Origin of the sequence: Delftia acidovorans NBRC 14950 (genome assembly GCF_001598795.1) — a bacterium.
Classification (GTDB): Bacteria; Pseudomonadota; Gammaproteobacteria; order Burkholderiales; family Burkholderiaceae_C; genus Comamonas; species Comamonas acidovorans.
The window spans coordinates 152,110-173,533 of sequence record NZ_BCZP01000008.1 but is presented as its reverse complement, the minus strand read 5'-3'; the positions used below and the strand labels follow the sequence as shown (position 1 = coordinate 173,533).

Annotated in this window: 18 protein-coding genes; 10 read left to right on the top strand and 8 right to left on the bottom strand. The window is 67.8% G+C overall.

What is annotated here, in order from left to right; translation table 11 throughout:
• Window positions 1–39 precede the first annotated feature (39 nt).
• On the top strand, window positions 40–2,010 hold the full coding sequence (acs, locus tag DA1_RS12650) for an acetate--CoA ligase (RefSeq protein ID WP_034390693.1): 1,971 nt from the start codon (window positions 40–42) through the stop codon (window positions 2,008–2,010).
• On the opposite strand, the gene DA1_RS12645 is transcribed toward acs, so the two are convergent.
• From DA1_RS12645 to DA1_RS12630, 4 genes are all read right to left on the bottom strand, one after another.
• Window positions 1,996–3,351, bottom strand: coding sequence for an MmgE/PrpD family protein (locus tag DA1_RS12645; RefSeq protein WP_034390691.1), 1,356 nt, complete (start codon window positions 3,349–3,351; stop codon window positions 1,996–1,998). The two genes, acs and DA1_RS12645, sit on opposite strands and share 15 nt — an antisense overlap.
• Window positions 3,352–3,422: 71 nt before the next feature.
• Window positions 3,423–5,525, bottom strand: coding sequence for an acetate--CoA ligase family protein (locus tag DA1_RS12640; protein ID WP_034390690.1), 2,103 nt, complete (start codon window positions 5,523–5,525; stop codon window positions 3,423–3,425).
• 4 nt (window positions 5,526–5,529) lie between these two features.
• Window positions 5,530–6,321, bottom strand: a complete 792-nt coding sequence (locus DA1_RS12635) for an enoyl-CoA hydratase/isomerase family protein (RefSeq protein WP_034390688.1) — start codon at window positions 6,319–6,321, stop codon at window positions 5,530–5,532.
• 33 nt (window positions 6,322–6,354) lie between these two features.
• On the bottom strand, window positions 6,355–7,332 hold the full coding sequence (locus tag DA1_RS12630; protein WP_012203684.1) for a tripartite tricarboxylate transporter substrate binding protein: 978 nt from the start codon (window positions 7,330–7,332) through the stop codon (window positions 6,355–6,357).
• A 276-nt stretch (window positions 7,333–7,608) separates the two neighbouring features.
• On the opposite strand from DA1_RS12630, the gene DA1_RS12625 reads away from it, so the two are divergent.
• From DA1_RS12625 to DA1_RS12590, 8 genes are all read left to right on the top strand, one after another.
• Window positions 7,609–8,397 carry an IclR family transcriptional regulator gene (locus tag DA1_RS12625; protein ID WP_034390686.1) on the top strand — a complete coding sequence of 263 codons (789 nt, stop codon included), beginning with the start codon at window positions 7,609–7,611 and terminating at the stop codon, window positions 8,395–8,397.
• Window positions 8,398–8,583: 186 nt separating this feature from the next.
• Complete coding sequence (rpoH, locus tag DA1_RS12620; RefSeq protein WP_034390684.1) at window positions 8,584–9,528, top strand: RNA polymerase sigma factor RpoH; 945 nt, start codon at window positions 8,584–8,586, stop codon at window positions 9,526–9,528.
• Window positions 9,529–9,625: 97 nt separating this feature from the next.
• Window positions 9,626–10,618 (top strand): Bug family tripartite tricarboxylate transporter substrate binding protein, encoded by a 993-nt coding sequence (locus DA1_RS12615; protein ID WP_034390683.1) that lies wholly within the window; start codon window positions 9,626–9,628, stop codon window positions 10,616–10,618.
• A gap of 19 nt (window positions 10,619–10,637) precedes the next feature.
• On the top strand, window positions 10,638–11,384 hold the full coding sequence (locus tag DA1_RS12610; RefSeq protein ID WP_034390682.1) for a sterol desaturase family protein: 747 nt from the start codon (window positions 10,638–10,640) through the stop codon (window positions 11,382–11,384).
• Window positions 11,381–12,316, top strand: coding sequence for a fatty acid desaturase (locus DA1_RS12605; protein WP_034390681.1), 936 nt, complete (start codon window positions 11,381–11,383; stop codon window positions 12,314–12,316). The genes DA1_RS12610 and DA1_RS12605 overlap by 4 nt, the downstream gene beginning before the upstream one ends.
• 15 nt (window positions 12,317–12,331) lie before the next feature.
• Window positions 12,332–14,284 carry a StlD/DarB family beta-ketosynthase gene (locus DA1_RS12600; RefSeq protein WP_034390679.1) on the top strand — a complete coding sequence of 651 codons (1,953 nt, stop codon included), beginning with the start codon at window positions 12,332–12,334 and terminating at the stop codon, window positions 14,282–14,284.
• The gene (locus DA1_RS12595; protein ID WP_034390678.1) at window positions 14,284–15,270 is read left to right on the top strand and encodes a DUF6999 family protein; all 987 of its coding nucleotides are present in this window, start codon (window positions 14,284–14,286) and stop codon (window positions 15,268–15,270) included. The genes DA1_RS12600 and DA1_RS12595 overlap by 1 nt, the downstream gene beginning before the upstream one ends.
• Before the next feature lie 235 nt (window positions 15,271–15,505).
• A complete protein-coding gene (locus tag DA1_RS12590) occupies window positions 15,506–16,201 on the top strand; it encodes a Crp/Fnr family transcriptional regulator (RefSeq protein ID WP_034390676.1) in 696 nt (231 codons plus the stop codon).
• On the opposite strand, the gene DA1_RS12585 is transcribed toward DA1_RS12590, so the two are convergent.
• A complete protein-coding gene (locus tag DA1_RS12585; RefSeq protein ID WP_034390675.1) occupies window positions 16,198–16,653 on the bottom strand; it encodes a helix-turn-helix domain-containing protein in 456 nt (151 codons plus the stop codon). The two genes, DA1_RS12590 and DA1_RS12585, sit on opposite strands and share 4 nt — an antisense overlap.
• Window positions 16,654–16,803: 150 nt before the next feature.
• On the opposite strand from DA1_RS12585, the gene DA1_RS12580 reads away from it, so the two are divergent.
• Window positions 16,804–17,199: a hypothetical protein gene (locus tag DA1_RS12580; protein WP_051940538.1), complete on the top strand. Its 396-nt coding sequence runs from the start codon at window positions 16,804–16,806 to the stop codon at window positions 17,197–17,199.
• 19 nt (window positions 17,200–17,218) lie between these two features.
• On the opposite strand, the gene DA1_RS12575 is transcribed toward DA1_RS12580, so the two are convergent.
• The 3 genes from DA1_RS12575 to DA1_RS12565 form a co-directional block, all read right to left on the bottom strand.
• Window positions 17,219–18,991 carry a putative bifunctional diguanylate cyclase/phosphodiesterase gene (locus DA1_RS12575; RefSeq protein ID WP_034390673.1) on the bottom strand — a complete coding sequence of 591 codons (1,773 nt, stop codon included), beginning with the start codon at window positions 18,989–18,991 and terminating at the stop codon, window positions 17,219–17,221.
• On the bottom strand, window positions 18,988–20,565 hold the full coding sequence (locus tag DA1_RS12570; RefSeq protein ID WP_034390672.1) for a methyl-accepting chemotaxis protein: 1,578 nt from the start codon (window positions 20,563–20,565) through the stop codon (window positions 18,988–18,990). The genes DA1_RS12575 and DA1_RS12570 overlap by 4 nt, the downstream gene beginning before the upstream one ends.
• A 161-nt stretch (window positions 20,566–20,726) precedes the next feature.
• Window positions 20,727–21,341 carry an SCO family protein gene (locus DA1_RS12565; protein ID WP_034390671.1) on the bottom strand — a complete coding sequence of 205 codons (615 nt, stop codon included), beginning with the start codon at window positions 21,339–21,341 and terminating at the stop codon, window positions 20,727–20,729.
• Window positions 21,342–21,424: the final 83 nt, after the last annotated feature.

Genomic DNA, 21,424 nt, shown 5'->3' with positions numbered 1-21,424 from the left:
CGTGACCCCCTTGATTTCTAGACCCAGGAGACAACCACCATGAGCCAAGACCTTGCACCGTCCTATCCCCCATCTGCAGAGCTGGCCCGCAATGCGCGCGTGAGCGGGCGCGCCGCCTATGACCGGCTCGTCGCGGAGGCGGACGCCGATCCCCAGGCGTTCTGGGGCCGGCTCGCGCGCGAGTTCGTCGCGTGGAAGCGCCCGTTCACGCGCGTGCTCGATGAAAGCCGCGCCCCGTTCTACGAATGGTTCAACGACGGCACGCTCAACGCCAGCTGGAACTGCCTGGAGCGCAACATCCAGCGGGGGCTGGGCGAGCGCACGGCCCTCATCTTCGAAGCCGATGACGGCGCGGTGACGCAGGTGACCTATGCGCAGCTTCTTGTCCGGGTCAATCGCCTGGCCAACGCCCTGCGCAGCCTGGGTGTCGGCAAGGGCGACCGCGTCGTCATCTACATGGCCATGTCGATTGACGGCGTGGCCGCCATGCAGGCCTGTGCACGCATAGGTGCCATTCACTGCGTGGTGTTCGGCGGCTTCTCCGCCACGGCGCTGCGCGACCGCATCGCGGACACGGGGGCCTGCGCCGTCATCACGGCAGACCAGCAAGTGCGGGGAGGACGGCAATTGCCCCTCAAGAGCATCGTGGACGAGGCCCTGGCCCAGCCCGGCTGCGAGCAGGTCCGCCACGTGCTGGTGGCACGGCGCACGGGCGGCGCCATCGCCATGCACCAGCCCCGGGACCTGTGGCTTGAAGAAATCACCGCAGCCCAGAGCGATGTCTGCGAACCGGAATGGGTGCAGGCCGAGCATCCGCTGTTCCTGCTCTACACCTCGGGCTCCACCGGAACCCCCAAGGGCGTCCAGCACGCCACGGGAGGCTATCTGCTGCACGCCGCCGTGACCTGCGCCTGGACCTTCGACCTGCAGCCCTGCGATGTCTTCTGGTGTACGGCGGACATCGGATGGGTGACCGGCCATACCTATATCGCCTACGGCCCGCTGGCGCTGGGCGCCACGCAGGTGGTGTTCGAGGGCGTGCCCACCTACCCGGACGCGGGACGCTTCTGGAAAATGATCGAGGCCCATGGGGTGACGGTCTTCTACACGGCGCCCACGGCCATTCGCTCGCTGATCAAGGCCGCCGACGCCGATGCGCAGGTGCATCCCGCGCGCTACGACCTGGGCAGCCTGCGCATCCTGGGGTCCGTGGGCGAGCCGATCAATCCCGCCGCCTGGCACTGGTACCACGAGCAGGTGGGCGGGGGCCGCTGCCCCATCGTCGATACGTTCTGGCAGACGGAGACGGGCGGGCACATGATCACGCCGCTGCCCGGAGCCACGGACCTCGTGCCCGGCTCCTGCACACTGGCCTTCCCGGGCATTGCCGCCGCCGTGGTGGACGAGGCCGGCAACGAGCTGCCCTGGGGCGACAGCGGCATCCTGGTGATCAAGCGCCCCTGGCCCTCCATGATCAGGAACATCTGGGGCCATCCCGAGCGGTTTGTCGCCAGCTACTTTCCCGAAGAATTCAAGGGCCGCTACTACCTGGCGGGAGACGGCGCGGTCCGCGATGCGCGCACCGGCTACTTCACCATCACCGGCCGCATCGACGATGTGCTCAACGTCAGCGGCCACCGCATGGGCACGATGGAGATCGAGTCCGCCCTGGTGGCCATGACCGACCTGGTGGCGGAGGCCGCCGTCGTGGGGCGGCCCGATGACACGACGGGAGAGGCCATATGCGCCTTCGTCGTCCTCAAGCGTTCGCGGCCCAGCGGCGCCGAGGCGGCCGACATCGCCAGGCTGCTGCGGGAGTGGGTGGCCAAGGAGATCGGGCCGATCGCCAAGCCCAGGGACATCCGGTTCGGCGACAACCTGCCCAAGACCCGCAGCGGCAAGATCATGCGGCGATTGCTGCGCAGCATTGCACGCGGCGAGCCCATCGTGCAGGACACCTCCACCCTGGAGAACCCGGCGATCCTGGAGCAGCTGTCACAGGCCTGCTGAAGGCCAGGCCGCGAGGCCTGCAAGGCAGCCCGCCCGTTCAAGCTCCCAGATGTTGGAAAGCAGCTGCCGGGCACGTCCCTCGCCGGCGACGGGCGCGGCAAGCTCGATGAACTTGTCCTCCAGCTCTCCATCCGACAGAGGCAGCTCGGGATCGCCCTTGCGGTCCGGCTGGAACCAGCCATGGCAGCGGCCATCCCTGGTGACGATTTCCACGCGTGCCGATCTCTTGCCAGGGAAGGCCCGGTCGATTTGCGGGTCCACGGCCACCTGGACACGCCCAAGCATTGCGCGAACGGCGGGATCGGCCAGGCGCTCCGGGCTGTACGCCGAAAGCCGCACGCTGCCATGGACCAGGGCCGTGGCCACCACGAAACGAAGACTGAAGCGGGCTTCGTTTTCCGTCGCAGGATCGGTGTAGCAGGCAATATCCAGGGCCGGGCCATAGGTGGCCACGGCCACGCTGCAGATGTCGTCCGCCCGCAGGGCATGCTGGCTGCGCAAGGCCAGCGCGGCGTCGATGGCGGCGAACGTATGACCGCAGCCGACGTGGTTCTTGAAGGTGAGCCGGGTAATGTGGAAGTCCCTGCCCAGGGTCGCACCGATGTCTGACCAGTCGGGTCCGTCGCTGACTGCGCGGCCCAGGCCCAGTTCTCCATCCAGCACGTCCAGCGATCCCGTCACCCCCTGGTGCGCAAGCTGCGCGGCCAGCAGGCCGGCCTCCGCTGCGCGCCCGGCATGCAGGGGCTTGGACATCGAATCCATGCGAAATGCCTGCTGCAACCCGGCAGAGAAGGTGGCCGCCGTGGCCAGTGCATGGGCGAATTGCCCTGCATCCAGCCGCAGCGCATACCCTGCGGCTGCCGCTGCCCCGAAGACGCCCACGGTGCCGGTGTTGTGCCAGAAGCGGTAGTGGGCCCGGCCCAGGGTCACGCCGATGCGGGTGGAGACCTCATAGCCCAGCACCACGGCACGCAGGAAGTCCAGGCCACTGGCCCCTGCCTGCTGGCTTGCCGCCAGCGCCGCCGCAATGGTTGCGGCCCCGGGGTGGTACATGGCATCGCGGAAGCTGTCGTCCACCTCGGCGGCATGGGCCGCCGAACCGTTGAGCAGTGCCGCCGCCCGCGCCGTGGCCATGCGGCCGTTTCCAAGCCGGCAGGAGCCGCGGTCCAGGTCCTCGGCAAGCACCTGCTCCAACTGTGCAAGAGGGGCCGCGCCCAGCCCCGGGAACAAAGCGGCATACCAGTCGATCACGGCACGCTTGGCATGGTGGATGACGGCTTCGGGAAGCTCGGTACGGTGGTATTGAGCGGCAAACTCCCCCAACACTTCGGTCGCATGCATGTGCGGTCTCCTTGGACTGGCCCTCAATGAGGCCGTCTTTTTTTGGAAGAAATGTGCAGTACCTGGCGCCCTCAGGCCAGAACCAGCACACCATCGGCAGCGCACACGCCCTGGCCCTGCGGCAGCACGAACACCGGGTTGATCTCCGCTTCGATCACGCGGTCGCCCAGCCGGGCGGCCATTGCAGAGAACGCGACGATGGCATGGGCCAGCGCATCGACATCGGCCCTGGGCCGGCCGCGAAAGCCGTCCAGCAGCGGCCAGGTCTTGAGCTCCCTGGCCATCTCCAGTGCGTCAGACAGGCTCAGCACCCCCAGCTGTGAGCCGTCGTCCGGCAGCAACCGCAGCGTGGTGTCCTGGAACAGCTCGGCCGTCACGCCTCCCATGCCCAGCATCACGGCGGTGCCCAGCGCATCCTTGTGCAGGCCAAGAATCAGCTCGGTGCCACCAGCCACCATCTGCTGCACCAGGAACCGGTCCGGGCGCACGCACGCCCTGGCCTGCACCTCGGCCACCATCGCGCCCATCCGGGCACCTATGGTTTGCGCAGTCAGGCCGACGGCGACACCGCCCACATCGCTCTTGTGCGTGATCTGGGACGAAAGGATCTTGAGCACCACCCGGCCGCCCAGTTCGCGCGCGGCGGCTTCGGCCTCTTCGGCGGTGCGCACCACACGCTCGGCCGCGCACGGCACGCCGAAACGGCGGAAAACGGCCTTGGCCTGCGCTTCATCGAGGCAGCCAACGGGCAGGTCCTGGTCATGCAGGGAGCCTTTTCCTACGACCAGCTCGGAAGGCGCACCCTGGAAGCCGTTGACGCGCAGCATGCCCGCCAGCGCGGCCGTGCAGCTTTCCGCCGCAGCGAAGGCCGGCACGCCGCGTTGCGTGAGCAGCGCGCCGATTTCCGGCGCATGCGGGCTGACGTAGGCCAGCACCGGCTTGTCGGAGTGGGGCAGGCAGTCCTGGATGGCACCGGCCAGCAGCTCGGGCATGGCCAGGCTGGAGGAGCCGACGATGATCACCAGCGCGTCGTAGCTGGGGCTTGCCAGCAAGGCATTGATGGCGCCGCGCAGCAGGTCGGGACGCAGGCCCGCCAGGGTCACGTCGATGGGGTTGCGGTCCAGCACGGCCTCGCTGCCGGTCTGCAGCGCGCGCAGTGCGTCGGCCGTCGCCTGGTCAGGGGCCGGCGTGTCGAATCCGGCCACGCCCAGATCGTCCGACACCAGGGTGCCCGCACCGCCGGTGGACGTCAGGATGGCGATGCGCCTGCCGCGCAGCCTGCGGCCCGTGGCCAGCGCAGCGGGCACGTCCAGCAGGTCGGCAAAGCTTTGCGCACGGATCACGCCGACCTGCCGGAACAGCGCGTCGTACATGCGATCCGCACCGGCCATGGCCCCCGTGTGCGATACGGCAGCCTTGGCGCCAGCCTCGGAGCGGCCGATCTTGAAGGCCACCACGGGCTTGCCGGCACGCGCGGCCTTCAGGCAGGCGGCACGGAACCTGGCGGGATGGCGCACCGTCTCCACATACAGCGCGATCACCTTGGTGGCCGGGTCATCGGCCAGGTGGTCGATGAAATCGGCCAGTTCCAGATCGACTTCGTTGCTGGTGGAGATGAGCTTGGACAGGCCGATGCCACGCGCGGCGGCGCGCGACAGCAGCGAGCCCAGGATGCCGCCGCTTTGCGAGACGACACCGATGCCTCCGACGGGGAACTCGTCCATCTCCAGCGCGCCCGAGGGCGACAGCACGATCCGGTCGGTCAGGTTGACCAGCCCGATGGTGTTGGGCCCCAGCAGGCGCATGCTGCCGGCCGCCTCGACCAATTGCCGCTGGCGCAGTGCGCCCTCCTCGCCCGTTTCCGTATAGCCGCTGGCCAGCACGATGGCTGCCGCGCAGCCCAGCGCCGACAGCTCCCTGACGGCCTGGTGCGCACGCTCGGCGCCCAGCAGCACGACGGCCACATCAGGCACTTCAGGCAACGAGGCCACATCGGGATAGCAGGCCAGATCGCCGATGCGCTCCACGCGCGGATTGACGGGAAGAATGCGGCCGGCAAACCCGTGCTTTTGCAGGTAGGCCACCGGACGGCCCGTGGTCTTTTTCAGGTCGGCAGAGGCGCCTATGACGGCGACGCTGCGCGGCGACAGCAGCTTGGCAATGGCTTCGCTCATGGCATCACTCCTTGCCGGCTGTCTTGGCCAGGAAGGCCTCCACCGATGCGCGGTGTTCACTGCTGGTGTAGCAGATGCCCTGGGCCTGGCTGCCCTGGGCGAAGACATCGTGCGAAGACAGCTCGAAGCTCTGGTTCAGGATGGTCTTGGTCAATGCCAGCGCGGTGGAAGAAGCCGAGGACAGCTCGCGCGCCCAGGCCTGGGCCTCTGCCACCAAGGTCTCGGCACTGGCCTGGCGGTCCACGATGCCCAGGGCCAGGGCTTCCGGCAGCTTGACCTGGCGCCCCGTGAAGATCAGCTCCTTGGCCTTGGCCAGGCCCACACGGCGCGGCAGGAAGTACATGCCGCCGCCGTCCGGGATGATGCCGCGCAGCACATAGCTCCACGCGAAGCTGGCCCATTCGCTGGCGATCACGAAGTCGCAGGCCAGCGCCGTGTCCGCCCCCAGGCCCGACGCTGCGCCGTTGACGGCGGCGATCACGGGCTTGGGCATGGTATGCAGCAGGGCCTGGACATGGTGCACGCGCTGCTGGCGCTGCCAGCCGTTGAAGCCCACCTCGCCCGCGGGAGCATTCATGCGCCTTTGCATTCCGGCAATGTCACCGCCTGCGCAAAATCCCTTGCCCGCGCCTGTCAGCACCAGGGCCTTGATGGCCTTGTCTGCCGCCACGCGCTCCAGGGCATCAATGAACTCGGTGCGCATGTCGTCACTCATGGCGTTGCGCTTGTCGGGGCGGTTCAGGGTCACGGTCGCCACCGCATCGGCGACATTCAGTTGGATCAGTTCGTAGTTCATGGCGTGCTTTGAAAGCGATCGCAGCCAGTGCGATCAATCGGGATGGATGTTGTTTTGCTTGACGATCTGCGCCCAGCGCTTTTCCTCGGCCTGCACATAGGTGTCCAGTTCCGCGGCAGGTCCTGCATTGACCATCAGGCCCTCGTGCTCCAGCTTGCGAACGAACTCCGGCGAGCGGGCCGCCTTGCGGGCCGCGGCGTTCAGGCGATCGATCACGGCGGCAGGTGTGGCTGCCGGCGCGTACAGGCCGTACCAGCTCTCGACGCGGTAGCCCGGGACGGTGACGGCGATGGGTGGCACGTTCTTGAAGGCCGCTGACGGCTCGGCCGTGGTGACACCCAGTACGCGCAGCTTGCCGTTGTCGATGAAGGTGGATACCGCCGCCGCCGTGGCGAACATCATGTCCACCTGCCCGCCCATGAGATCGGTGAGCGCCGGGCCTGCGCCGCGGTAGGGCACATGGGTGAGCCTGACCTTGGCAAGGTTGGCAAACAGCTCACCCGCCAGATGCGCCGAAGTCCCGGCGCCCTGCGAGGCATAGGTCAGCTTGTCGGGACTGGCCTTGGCGGCGGCCATCACGTCCGCCACCGTCTTGTACGGGCTGGCGGCGGGCACCACCAGCACGTTGGGGCCGCGGCCGATCAGGATCACCGGAGCAAAGGCCTTGTTGCTCCCGTACGGCAGCTTGGCCTGCAACGCCGGATTGACGGCGTGCGCGAACGAAGCCACGACCACGGAGTAACCGTCCGGCGCACTCTTGGCAACGTTGTCGGTGCCGATGATCGTGCCGGCACCGGGCTTGTTGTCCACGATGACGGGCTGGCCCAGGTCCTTGGCCATCTCGGCCCCCAGCGTGCGGGCGATCAGGTCCGTTCCACCGCCTGGCGCAAAGGGCACGACGAGGCGCACGGGCTTTTCCGGGAAGGCTGCAGATGCTGCGCTGCAGACAGTCGCGAGCACGGCAATGAACGCAATGGCCCTTGCACAACGGCGGGCGGCGAAACTGGGCATGGTGTGTCTCCTGGTTCTATGGACAGAGGTCCGGTCACTGCGCCAGCGTTGCGATGACGCTGGCGACTGGCTTGTGAAAGCTTAGGGAAACGCACCGCACTTGTGACCCCCCATATTCCAACCAGTGAAATTCCAAAGCGGGCGCGCCAGAGCCTGCGGCTGCATTTCCCTTGCATTCGGTGGAATACTTGGCTTCCATCAGGCGCCCGTACCCGGGCAGGAAGAACACAGCTTTCGACACCGGGGCAAGCGCGGTCCCCCACCAGCGGCAGCAGCATGACGAACAGGCGATCCCCCATCCTCCATGACAAGCCGGGACAGTCCCCGAGCAACCGCTCCCTGGAAAGAGGCGTCGAAATACTCCGTGCGTTCAGGCCCGGCTCGGAACTGCTGGGCAACAGCGACCTGGCGGAACGCACCGGCCTGTCCAAGGCCACGGTCACCCGGCTGACGCAGACCCTGGTCGGCTGCGGCATGCTGCAGGCCGACCACCCAAGCCGGGCCTTTCGCCTGGCCCCGGCGGTCCTGAGCCTGGCGCACGCCATGCGCACGGGCTCGACGGTGCTGTCGATTGCGGCGCCCCTGATGCGCACCCTCGCCGAGACACGCAGGATCAACGTGGGCCTGGCATGTCCCGACCGGGACGAGATGGTCTACCTGGAATCCATACGCTACAACCGCCGGATCGTGCTCAGGCATGTGGTCTCGGGGCAGCGCGTTCCCATGGAGCTGACGTCGCTGGGGCGCGCCTACCTGGCGGCGGCGCCATCGGCCAGGCGCAAGGCCTTGCTCGACAGCTTCAGGCTCAAGAGGGGCGCCCAATGGCCTGCGCTGGAGCAGCAGATCCAGGCGGCGATCAAGTCCGTGAAAAGCCAAGGCTTCTGCGCCGCATCGTGGCAGCCGGAAGTGGTTGCGCTGGCCACGCCGCTGGTGACACCCGATGCCATCTATGTCCTGAACTGCAGCGTCTCCACCACGGAGCCTTTGCCGGCCATCGTGCAGGAGCTGCACCCGGCCTTGCTGCAACTGGGCCGGCAGATTGAAAGCCTGCTGGAAAAACTGTAATGCTCTCCCAGCAATATGCGCCCACCGCTGGCAAGCAGGGTTTCCAAAAATCGCTCAGACTAGGCACAAACGACTTTTGGCACTCCAAAAATGAGTGCAACCGTCTGAAAAACCCACGGAACTTTGGCTTTAGCACTCGGTCATAACGAGTGCTAATATGAAGGAATGGAAGAAAGGAACTCTGCAATGACAAACGCCTCCGGCTCCATTGCGACCACCTTGGCACCCGCTAACCCCTGGGCCCTGGTGCCGCCTCTGGGCAATCTGGATGCCTACATTTCCGCGGTCAACCGCCTGCCCATGCTCACCCTTGAGGAAGAGCAGGACTACGCCCGCAAGCTCAAAGAACACAGCGATCTGGACGCCGCAGGGCGTCTGGTGATGTCCCACCTGCGCCTGGTGGTGTCCATCTCGCGCCAGTACCTGGGCTACGGCCTGCCGCACGGCGACCTGATCCAGGAAGGCAACGTGGGCCTGATGAAGGCCGTCAAGCGCTTCGACCCCGATCAGAACGTGCGCCTGGTGAGCTACGCCATGCACTGGATCAAGGCCGAGATCCACGAGTACATCCTGAAGAACTGGCGCATGGTCAAGGTCGCCACGACCAAGGCCCAGCGCAAGCTGTTCTTCAACCTGCGTTCCATGAAGCAGGGCCTGAAGTCCGACGCCGCCATGGCCGAGGACGGCGCCATGCTGCGTGACACGCTGACCTCGGGCGAGATCGACGCCGTGGCAGAGAAGCTCAACGTCAAGCGCGAAGACGTCATGGAGATGGAAACGCGCCTGGCAGGTGGCGACGTGCTGCTGGACCCCTCGCCCAGCGACGATGGCGAGCAGGCCTTCGGCCCCATCGCCTACCTGGCCGATGGCGCACACGAACCCACGGCCATGATCGAGTCGCGCCAGCGCGACCACCTGGCCACCGACGGCATTGCCATGGCGCTGGATTCGCTGGACGACCGCAGCCGCCGCATCGTCGAGGAGCGCTGGCTCAAGGTCAACGACGACGGCTCGGGCGGCATGACGCTGCATGAGCTGGCCGCCGTGTATGGCGTGAGCGCCGAGCGCATCCGCCAGATCGAGGTGGCTGCCATGAAGAAGATGAAGAAGGCCCTGGCCGAGTTCGCCTGACAGCCTGACGACCTGGGCTGACAGGCCGCTTCACGACAAACCCGGATAATCTCCGGGTTTTTTATTGTCCGCAGCCTTTGCGGCCCCCACGTACCCCATGCCCGCCAGCGCCATCTCGCCACTACGCCGCCTCTTCGCCAATGCCTTGGCCACCGCCCTGGCCTCGGCCCTGCTGCCTTGCGCTGCCGTGGCGGGCGACAACTGGCCCAGCAAGCCGCTGCACCTGATCGTCGGCTTTCCCGCAGGATCTTCCCCGGACCTCACGGCGCGCGCACTGGCCGAGCCGCTGGAAAAGCGTCTGGGCCAGCCCGTCATCGTCGAGAACAAGGTGGGCGCAGGCGGCAACATCGCAGGCGAGCAGGTGGCCCGTGCGCGCGACGGCCATACCTTCAGCGTGATGATCAACGGCAACCTGACGATTGCCCGCCTGCTCAACCCCGCCGTGCGCTACGACCCTGTGAAGGACCTGCAGCCCGTCAGCCTGATCGGCGTGGCGCCCCTGGTGCTGGTGGCTCCGGCTGGCGCGCCCGAAGGCCGGGCCTTCCTGGAGGCCGCTGCCCAGGCCGGCAGCCGCTGGAGCTACGGTTCCCCAGGCGTGGGCACGGTGGGCCACCTGGGCATGGAGCTGCTCAAGAGCCGCTCCGCGCTCAGGCCCGAACACATTCCCTACCCCGGCTATCCGCAGGTGTTCAACGCCATCCAGGGCGGCGACCTGCAGCTGTCCATGCTGCCGCCCGCACTGGCCATGGCCCAGGTGCAGGCCGGCAAGCTGCGCGGCGTGGCCGTGACGTCGGCCGCGCGCAGCCCGCTGGCGCCGGGACTGCCCAGCCTCAAGGAGCTGGGCGTGGGGGATTTCGATCTGGAGATCTGGAACGCCGTGGCCGCGCCCAAGGCCATGCCCGCCGCCCATGTGCAGAAGCTGGCCGAAGCGGTCAGCGAGATCGTGCGCTCGCCCGAGATGCGTGCACGCCTGGCCGCCCAGGGCTGGCAGGCTGTCGGCAGCTCACCCGAGGGCCTGGCCCTGCGCATACGCCAGGACGTGACGGCACTGGGCCGCATCATCCGCGAACAGGGAATCCACGCGCAATGACGTGCTCGATCACACTGCCATGACCGCTGCCCAAGCCTTCACCGAACTCAACGCCTGGCAGGTCATGGCCTGGGGCCTGCTCTTCTTCGGCGTGCTGTACACGACCGGCGGCTGGGGCATGACGGCGCTTACGCGCTGGCTGCAGCGGCGCGGCGTGGGCCGCGTGCTGGACACGCGCCCGCTCAAGCCCGATCAGTTGCGCCGCGAATGGCGCCAGTCGCTGCATTCGGTGCTGATCTTCGGCATCGGCATGATCGTGCCCTGGGGCCTTCTGCAATTGGGGTGGGCGCGGCTGGAGCCCGATGCAGGCCCCTGGCGCATTGCCATCGAAATCGCGGTGCTGCTGATCTGGAACGATGTGCATTTCTGGATCAACCACCGCCTGCTGCATACGCGGCTGCTGGGGCGCTTTCATGGTGACCACCACCGCTCCATCGTCACCACGCCGTGGTCCACCTACAGCTTTCATCCCATCGAAGCGCTGATGCTGGGCAACGTCATCCTGCTGCCCATGGTGGTGCATGACTTCAGTTTCTGGTCGCTGGCCTCGGTGCCGGTACTCAGCCTGCTGCTGAACGTCATAGGCCACTCCAACTATGACTTCTTTCCCGGGGTGTCCGACACGCATGCGCTGGCCGCCAGCCGGCGCCACCATCTGCACCATGCCCGGCCCAATGGCAACTACGGCTTTGCGCTGGCCTTCATGGACCGGCTGATGCGAACGCGCGTAGCACTGCCCGCCACGGCCCGGCCCAGGACGGAATGAGCCGACCACCTGCTCGCCACGCCCAGCCATGGCTGCCCCGGCTGCGCCACTGGCGCGACCTGCAGTCGCTGGCCTATCTGGTGGCGCTGCCGCTGATCGTGTGGTGGCAGTGGCAGCACGGCTGGAACCTGTGGCTCTACGGGATCGAGCTGTTCCTCACGCTGGGCGTGGGCGTCATCCACCACAACCACACGCATTTGCGCATGTGGCGCGGGCGCTGGGCCAACCGCTTCACCGACTACTGGCTGACCCTGCTGCAGGGCCACCCGACCTTTGTGTTCTGGCCCGCCCATGTGGCCAACCACCACCGCTTCCGCCACGGCCCGCGCGACATGGCACGCACCTACCGCTTCGGCGGCGACCACAACCATCTGCCGGGCTACCTGCTCCACCCGCTGCAGGCCGGCTGGGTGCTGTACCCGCTGTTCCTGCGCTGGCTGGGCCAGCTGCGGCGGCATTGGCCCGGTGCCTTTCGCTACTGCATGGGCCAGTACCTGCTGTGGCTGGGCAGCTGGGCACTGCTGCTGTCGCTGGATTGGCAAAAGGCCTTGCTGCTGGTGATCGTTCCCCAGTTGCATGGCCTGCACTGGCTGCTGGCCACCAACTACCTGCAGCACGCCCATGCCGATGGCCGGCCGCTGACGCGCGGCCAGCGGATGGACAGCGCCACGCCACTGAACTACGCACGCAATTTCGAGGGCTGGGTCAATCCGCTGCTGTTCAACATCGGCCTGCACACGGCCCACCACGAGCGGCCCCAGGCCCACTGGTCCGAGCTCACGCGCCTGCACAGCGAACACTATCGCCAGCGCGTGACACCTGCGCTCAACGAAGGCGGACTGCTACCCTACATGGCCCGCGTCTTCGTGCTCGGCACGGTCTGGCCGCCGGCGCGCACGCGTGCGCAAATGCCTCCCGGAACATACGACTGATACGACCCTGAACCCATGCCCGTCGCCTATTCCAACGTCTATCTGCATGCCGCAGGCATGTTCCTGCCCGGTGAACCCGTGGACAACGCAGGCATGGATGCCTACGTGGCGCCGCTCAACCGCCTGTCCGAGCGCCTCAAGCGCCGCATCCTGGCCGAGAACGGCATTGTCCAGCGCCACTACGCCATAGACGCCGAAGGCCGCACCGTCCACAGCAACACGGCCATGGCCGCCCAGGCCATCCATGACTGCCTGGCACAGGCCGGGCGTGCGCTGGGCGATGTCGGCTTCCTGGCCAGCGGCTCGTCGGGCGGCGATGCGCTCATGCCCGGCTTTGCCAACATGATCCAGGGCGAGATGGCCGCGCCGCCCATGGAGACCCTGTCCGTGCACGGCGTCTGCGCCGCCAGCGTGGGCGCGCTGCAGGCAGCGGCCCAGGCCGTGGACCGCGCGCCCGACTTGCTGGCCCTGGCCGTGGCCAGCGAAATGCCCTCGCGCCTGTTCAAGCGCTCGCGCTTCGCGGCCCAGGGATACAACACGGATTTCGACGCCCACTTCCTGCGCTGGATGCTGTCCGATGGCGCAGGCGCCGTGCTGCTGGGCGGCCCGCAGGCCCTGCCCCAGGCGCCCGGCCTGCGCCTGAAGCTGCGCTGGACGCACCTGCGCAGCTTTGCGGGCGACTACCCGGTCTGCATGCAGCTGGGCCTGACGCCCGACCGCGCCACCAGCCACCTGGACTTTGCCGCCTGGGGCGATGCCGAGGCCGCAGGCGCGCTGTCGCTGCGCCAGGACATCCGCCTGCTGCCGCACCTGTTCGATGTCTGCATCCACGAATACGCCCACCTGGCCCACACGGGCTGGGTGCCCGGGCGCGGCATCGACCATTTCCTGTGCCACTACTCGTCCGAGCGCTTCATCCCCGTGGTCGATGAGCTGCTGGGCAAGGCCCAGCTCGGCATCCCGCGCGAGCGCTGGTGGAGCAACCTGGCCTGGCGCGGCAACACGGGCGCGGCCTCCATCTTCGTGATGCTGTCCGAGTTCCTGCGCACGGAATCGGCACGCCTGAAGCACGGCGATACCGTGCTGTGCTTCATTCCCGAATCGGGCCGCTTCACGGCCGGCTACATGCTGCTGGAAGTGGAGGATGCGGCCCAGGCTCCCGCCGCCACCCTGGCCAAGGCCACAGCACGCAGTGCCACCGCCGAAGCTCCCGCTGCCCCGGACCTGCTGCCCGATGTCTCCACCATCGCCCCGCCCCACGACCCGAACCAGGCCCCGGCCACGCTGGCGCCGCTGCTGACCGAACTGGCCAGCCTCTGGCAGGACTACCGCTCGCGCGTGTGGCGCACGCCGCTGCTGCAGCGCATACGCACAGGCAGGCTGCAGACCGCCGACTACGTGCGCTGGATGAGCCACTGGGTTCCCCAAGTGCGCGAGGGCAGCCTGTGGATGCGCGAGGGCGCGGCCTCGCTGACCGGCGAGCACGCGGCGCTGGCCGCGCTGATCGACGTGCATGCGGGCGAGGAGCAGAACGACTTCCGCATCCTGCACGAGGACTACCTCAAGGCCGGCGGCACCGAGACCGACCTCACCCGCCTGCGCCGCAACCCCGGCGGCGAGGCGCTCAACGCCTACCTGCACGGCCTGGCCGCCACGCCCAATCCGATCGGCCTGCTGGGCGCCATCTACATCATCGAAGGCACGGGCCAGCGCATCGTGCCCAGCCTGCTGCCGCTGCTGCGCGCCAGCCTGCCGCTGCCGCCCGATGCCTTCCGCTTCCTGGAATACCACGGAGCCAACGACGAACACCACCTGGAGCGCTGGCTCATGGCCGTGCAGATGGTGATGGCGCTGGACGGCACAGACGGCAGCGGGGGCACGGCGGCGCAGGCCATCGTGCGCACCGCGCGCCACACGGCGGCGCTGTACCTGATGCAGTTCGAGCATGTCCTGCCCGAGGAGCACTGATGCAACCACCAGACTTTATCGAACCGCCCCACGACGAGCGCGACCCCAGCCCCTGGCGCGCGCTGTACCTGGACCAGAGCACGCCGCTGCCCGACGACGTCAAGGCCGCCTGGCTGCGTGACTGCAGCAGCGGCTCGCGCCAGTACCTGCTGCCCTTCCTGCGGCCGCTGGCACGCACCAGCATCGTGCTCATCCAGATCCTCAAGGTGCTGCTGCCGCGCAACTGGGCGCACTCCAGGCTGCTGCACCGGTTGCTGGCCTTCAGCATGAACCGCTTCGTCTCGCCCGAGGCCAACTGGCTCATCCTGCGCCATTTCCACCTGGGCTCGCAGATCCTGGCCTTTGTCGCGGCCAACGCGCCCACGCCCGTGTCCACCACACCGCTGGAGCCGGACAGCATCGACGACATCAAGGACGACCTGTTCCTCAGGCACGACCTGAACCTGTTCAACTTCGTCATCCGCCTGAACAACGCGCTGCGCGCCGCAGGCCAGGAACTGCAGCCCGTGGCCGAGCCCGACTTCGCCATGCTGCGCAACCCGCCCCTGCGCCTTGAGGACATGCCGCGCGGGCGCCTGAACCTGCTGGACCTGCAAAGCGCCATCGAGGTCTACACGCCCGTCTACCAGCTGCTGCTGACCGACAACGACTTCTGGCGCGCCAGCAACTCGCTGCAGCTGGACGAGACCGTGGCCATCTATGCGGCCAAGATCCTCGCCTCGCCCGAGCATCTGGTCATGCTCAACAACAAGCACCCGCTGGTGCCCCTGTCCACCCTGCGCGCCGGCCACCGCCTGGTGCTGCACGGCCTGTCCACCGAAATGCTGCACTGCCTGCTGATGAAGGTCGCCAGCGGCGACATCCCGCTGCCCGCACGCGAACTGGCACGCATGCGCGAGGCTGCCCGCGCGCACGGCAGTGGCAGCAGTGGCAGCAGTGACAGCAGCGGCAGCGCCAACAACGCCGACAGCACCGCAGCCGTCTGACCCAGGTCAAGAAACAGCGGCAGATGGCCGCCATCCCGCGCGAAACGCGTTACATCGCGTTGCATTCAACGGCATAGCCCGCTAGCCTGCACGGCTTCTCCCGGGGCGCGCCGCCCGGGTCCACTGCCGGTGCCCTGGGTGGCTGTCTGCCCGCCCAGGCAGCGGCGCATCCTAGCCTGCGTGCCCCATGCCATCGTCGTCCTCCACGCCTTCAGCGGTTCGCTGCAGCGAATGCATGCGTTCGTCCCATTGCCTGCTGGGCCAATTGCCCGAGCCCGCATTCCAGCAATGGCTGCCGCATATCCGCGAACGCGGCCTGGCCAAGGGCCAGAAGCTCCAGGCACAGGGCAGCGTCGCCCATGAATTCCAGGTGATCAAGATCGGCTTCGTCCTGGCCATCCGCCGTGGCGGCGACGGCGTGCAGCGGCCCGTGGCGCTGTTCGGCAACGGCCATGCGCTGGGCAGCCCGGGCTGGCTGCAGCAGCCCTCGGCCATGCACTTCGAGGCACTGGGCCCGGGGCGCATCTGCTGCGTGGACATCGCCACCATCACGCGCCGCGGCCTGGTCGATGCCGCCTTCGTGCGCGCGCTGGCCACCAGCTACACCTGCAACAACGCCCTGCTGGCGGAATGGGCCCACATCGTCCGCATCCCCGGCGTGCTGCGCCAGCTGGCCGCCACCCTGATGCAACTGGCCGCGCTGCAGTCAAGCCTGCTCGTGCGCCTGCCCAGCCAGGGCGCACTGGCCGCCCTGCTGGCCACCACGCGCGAAACCATCGCGCGCAGCCTTGTGCGCCTGGTGCAGCTCGGCGCGCTGGAGCGGCCAGATCGATGGCATTGCGTGCTGCAGCCTGCGGTGTTGTTGAGGATCAGTGGGGCGGGTGTGCAGGATGGAGGCGGCGAAGGGCAGACGGCCAGCAAAAAAGACTAGTCTTTTCCAACGTTCTTATGGCCTCCCAACGCCTGCTCCAACCGCTCGATACGGTGAAGAAGTTCTCCGTACCTGGTCTCTGTCTGCGCCTCGAACTCAAGCACCATCCGGCGAAACAGCTGCTCTGGCGCCAGTCCGGTTCTGGCAAGGATTTCCCCCCATCGCCTTGCCGTATCCGCGGTGGCTCGCAAGACCAGATTTGACGCAGGCTCGCCCCCACTGGGCGCTTTTTCATTCTCCGGCGACTCTGTTCCGCTGAGCAACCACTCCAGATCCACAGCGAGCGCGGCAGCCAGGCGCTTGGCAACGTCCGGGCGCGGCTTGGCCCTCCTGGTCTCGTAACGGCTGATCTGTGTGGCGGCAATATCGCTGGCCACGGCCAGTTCGACCTGGGTCAGGTGCAGACGGCTTCGAGCGTCTGCCAGACGGTTCGCGAAATCGGGATTTCCCATGAAGGATTGAAAAAGGCTATCAAAGACTAGTCTTTTGATGTACTATGCATTCACACTCGACAGCAGTCACTGTGCGAGCCCGCTTGCAAGATCCGTATTGCTCAAACACACGGATCTGCTGATTCGCGCCCTTTCAGAAGGAACGAAACCATGTCGGATGATGGCATATCGGCGCCTGCCCGCCAGGCGTGTGCAAGCCCGCCCCCGCAGCCTGTGTTCAACGCCGAGGACCTGGCGTCCGATGCGCTATGCCATATGGAAGCGGCGCTGGCCGTGCTGGAAGTGCACGCGCAGCAGTGCCAGTACCCGGACGTGCATGGCGCGCGCGATTTGCTGCGCAGCTACTACGACACGGCCTATGGCCACATGAACAACGAGCCCCTGCCAGACATGGAGGCTGTGGTACTGCCCAGAATGTCTTCGGACCTGGACCGTGCCGTGGGAATCCTCCAGCGCGTGAACGGCGACGACAGGGATGACCTCATGCTGCACGCCGTCAATCATCTGTTGCGCGCTGCGCGCAGGCATCTCCAAAGGCAGGCCTGAACCAGGTTCTGTTCACACCCTAAGCCACCCCCGCCTGCTGCGCCAGCAGCGTCGCCACGGGCCTGTGGATCAGCGCAGGAATCTGCTCTGCCGGCATGGCGCGGGCGAAGAGCCAGCCCTGGTAGGCGTCGCAGTCCAGGATGCGCAGCAGGCGCAGTTGCTCGGCCGTTTCCACACCTTCGGCGACCACCTGCAGGCCCAGGGTTCGGGCCAGCGCGATCACGGCCTTGACGATCTTGGCGTCGGCCGGGCTGTCGAGCATGGGGCCGATGAAGGTGCGGTCTATCTTCACGCGCGAGACGGGCAGATCGCGCAGGTGGGCCAGCGAGGAGTAGCCGGTGCCGAAATCGTCCAGCACCACGCAGACGCCGGCCGCCAGCAGGCTGCCCAGCAGCTCGCGCGCCTGCAGAGGGTCGGTCATGGCGGCGGACTCGGTGACTTCCAGTTCCAGCAGGTGCGGCGGCACGCCATGCCGGGCCAGGCTGGCCATGAGGCGCTGCTGCAGGTCGGCCTGGCGCAGTTGCTGGGCCGAGAGGTTGACCGCCACGCGCAGCGGCATGCCTGCGCGCAGCCAGTCGCCGGCCTGGCGGCAGGCAGCATCGATCACCCATTCCCCCAGCGCCAGGATCAGCCCCGTGGATTCGGCCACGGGCACGAAGCGTTCGGGCGAGACCCAGCCCATCTGCTCGTCGTTCCAGCGCAGCAGGGCTTCCACGCCCTGGACCTGGCCGCCCAGCACCTGCACCTGGGGCTGGAAGTGCAGGCTCAGCAGGCCCCGGTCCAGGGCACGCTTGAGGCGTTCGTGCAGCAGCACTTTCTCGGCCATGGCCTCGCCCATGGCGCAGGCATAGCGCGCATAGGAGGAGCGGCTGCGCTGCTTGGCGTCGTACATGGCCATGTCGGCATAGCGCATGAGGGTGGCCGCATCGCCCGCGTCCTGGGGATAGAAGGCTGCGCCCACGCTGGCACCGAAGTTCAGCGCGTAGTGGCCTATGGTGCAGGGCCGGCACAGCTCGTGCAGCAGCGCGTCGATGCGCTGGCGCAGATCGGGCTCGTTGCAGGGCTGCAGCAGGGCGGTGAACTCGTCACCGCCCATGCGCGCCAGCGTGGCCGAGCCGCCCAGCGCGACCTGCAGGCGGCGCGCCACCTCCTTGAGGACCTGGTCGCCCACGTCGTGGCCATAACCGTCGTTGATGGCCTTGAAGTTGTCGAGGTCGAGCAGCAGCAGCGCAAAGGACGCGGGGCCGGCGCCCGATTCAGCCTGCGCCTGCGCTTGCGAGATCGCCTGTTCCACCTGCAGCCCGAACTGCCAGCGGTTGAGCAGGCCGGTCAGCGTGTCGTGGGTGGCGTGGTAGTGCATGCAGGCTTCCATCTGGCGCAGCTGCGACAGGTCGCGCACAAAGGCCACGGCCACGCCACTGCCGTGCGGCGAGTGGCCCAGGGCGATGTCCACCGACAGGCGCTTGCCGTCCTTGCGCAGCAGCCACAGGTCCCGCCCCTGGCCCATGGGCCGGCGCGCGGGCTGGGCGAAGTAGGACTGCAGTTGCGGCCCGTGGGCCGCCTGCGCCTCGGCCGGCAGCAGCATCTGCAGCGAGTGGCCCAGCAATTCGGCGGCGCCATAGCCGCTCATGGCCTGCATGGCGGGATTGGCCAGCAGGATGCGGCCGCTGCGGTCCACAAGCAAGATACCGTCGGGCGCGGCCTCCATGGCCACGCGCTTGAGGTCTTCGTCCAGCGCCTCGCCCGGTGCGGCGGGATCACAGGCAACCATGCTCCAGCCCGCCGCCATCATGCGGACGCCCCGTTGCCGTGAAAGACCGATGCCGCCGCCTCCAGCGCCTGCGCCTGTCCGGCCAGCAGCTGTGCGTGCCCGATGGTGTTGCGCGCCAGGGCAGCATTGTGCTGGGTCATCTGTTCGAGCTGCTGCACGGCGGCCTGCACCTGCTGCACGCCGCCGGCCTGGGCTTGGCTGGCGGCCTGCATGCCTTCGGCCAGCACCAGTTGCTCGCGCATATCGGCCTGCACGGCCAGCATGGCCTCGCCCACTTCACGCGCCATGGCGCAGCTTTGCGCCACCTGCTGCTGCGATGCCTCGATCAACGCCTTGATCTGGCGCGCGGCGTGGGCGCTGCGCTGGGACAGGCCGCGCACCTCGTCGGCCACCACGGCAAAGCCCTTGCCGTGTTCCCCCGCGCGTGCCGCCTCCACGGCGGCGTTGAGCGCCAGCAGGTTGGTCTGGAAGGCGATGCCGTCGATGAGCGAGCTGATCTGCCCCACCTGGTCGCTGGTCTGGGCCACGCCGCGCATGCCCTGGTCCAGCTGCACGACCATGCGGCTGCTCCGCCCCGCCATGTCCACGCCGTGCCGCGCGCGGGCGGCGGCCTCGCCGGCCTGGGCGCTGCTGCGCTCGATGGCGCTGGCCAGGGCCTGCATGGCCTGGGCCGACTGCTCCAGGCTTGCGGCCGCGGCCTCGGTGCGGTCGCTCAGTTCGGTACTGCCCTGCTGCACGGCCAGCGCGCAGCGGCGCACCTGGTCGCTCTTGCCCTGGATGTCGCCGACCAGGGAGACCAGGTTGAGCCCGGTCTGCCGCACGGCGCTGCCGATGGCACCGATCTCGTCCGTGCGCTGCAGGAACCGTGCATCGGTCTGCTGCCCGCTGGCCACGGCCTGGGCCTGACCGCGCAGCGCCGCCAGGGGCATGAGCAGCCGGCTGCGCAGCCACTGCCCGGCCGCCACGCAGGCCAGGCTCCAGATCAGCCAGGCCGGCCAGACCTGCGCCAGCGGCACGGCCGATGCCTGCAGCGCGGGTGACCACAGCCCGGCCGACCCCAGCAGCCACAGGCCGGCCACCACGGCCTGCACGCGCCAGGCCAGTGGCCGAAAGCGCCACCACCGCTGCAGTGCGCCCACGGCGCCACGCCCCACGGGAAAGCCCCGGTGCAGGCCAAGCGAGCGCACGCCGGCATTGATCTGTTCATAGAGCGCCGCATGCTGCTGTACCTCGCGCGGCTCGGGCCGGGTGCGCACGGACAGGTAGCCGACCACGGCGCCCGCATGGCGTATGGGACTGGCGTTGGCGCGCACCCAGTAGTGGTCGCCGTTCTTGCGCCGGTTCTTGACCAGGGCGCTCCAGGGAAGCCCGCGCTGGATGGTGGACCACATGTCGGCAAAGGCGGCGGCCGGCATGTCGGGATGGCGCACGATGCTGTGGGCCTTGCCGTAGAGCTCGGCGGCCTCGAAGCCGCTGACGCGGATGAAGGCATCGTTGGCATAGACGATGCGCCCCTTCAGGTCGGTGACGGAAAGAAGCGTCTCTCCTTCGCTCAGAGGGTACTCACGCTGGGTGACGTACACGTTTCGCCGCATGGATCAGGTCTCTCGGAGATGGGCGGGGCGTCGGCATGACACCCCCAGGCGGGGCCCACTCTAAGCAGTCCTGAGGCGATGCACATCAGGGATGGTGTGCTGCAGCGCACCTAAACGCAGTCAATGTGACGGGGGTCACATTGGCTGCGGCGCGCGCAGGATCAGGAACGCTTTTCCTGCAGCAGGGCCTTGACGTCGGCGCCCAGCACCTGCGGGCCGCCGCCGTATCGCTCATACACGCGCAGGCGGCCGGCCGTGTCATAGACATAGCTGCCGGCCGAATGGTCCAGCGTGTAGGTGCCTTCGGTCTTGCCGGGCACTTTCTTGTAGAAGAGCTTGAAGTCCTTGGCCACGGCCGCCGTCTCGTCCGGTGTGCCGTGCAGGCCGACGAAGCCGGGGTCGAAATTGCCCAGGTAGGCCTTGAGCACCTCGGGCGTGTCGCGCTCGGGGTCCAGGGTGACGAAGACGCCCTGCAGCCTGTCGCCATCGGCGCCCAGTTGCTGCTTTACCTCGACCAGCTCCTGCAGGGTGGTGGGGCAGACATCGGGGCATTGCGTGTAGCCGAAGAAGACCACAACGACCTTGCCCGCGAAGTCCTTGATGCTGCGCTGCTTGCCGTCCACATCGCGCAGGGGAATGTCCTTGGCGTACTCGGCGCCCGTGACATCGACACCCTGGAAACTGGTCTTTGCCTCGCGCGAGCATCCGCTCAGCGCCAGGGCGCCCCATGCCATGGCGGTCAAGCCCAGAACGCGCAGCGCTGTCCGTTTGTTCATGCTTCCTCAACAAGGTAGTTGCCGCAGGCTGCGTGGCCGCAAAGGCTGCGCGCCGGCCCGGGCTGGAAAGGGAAAAGGCGAAA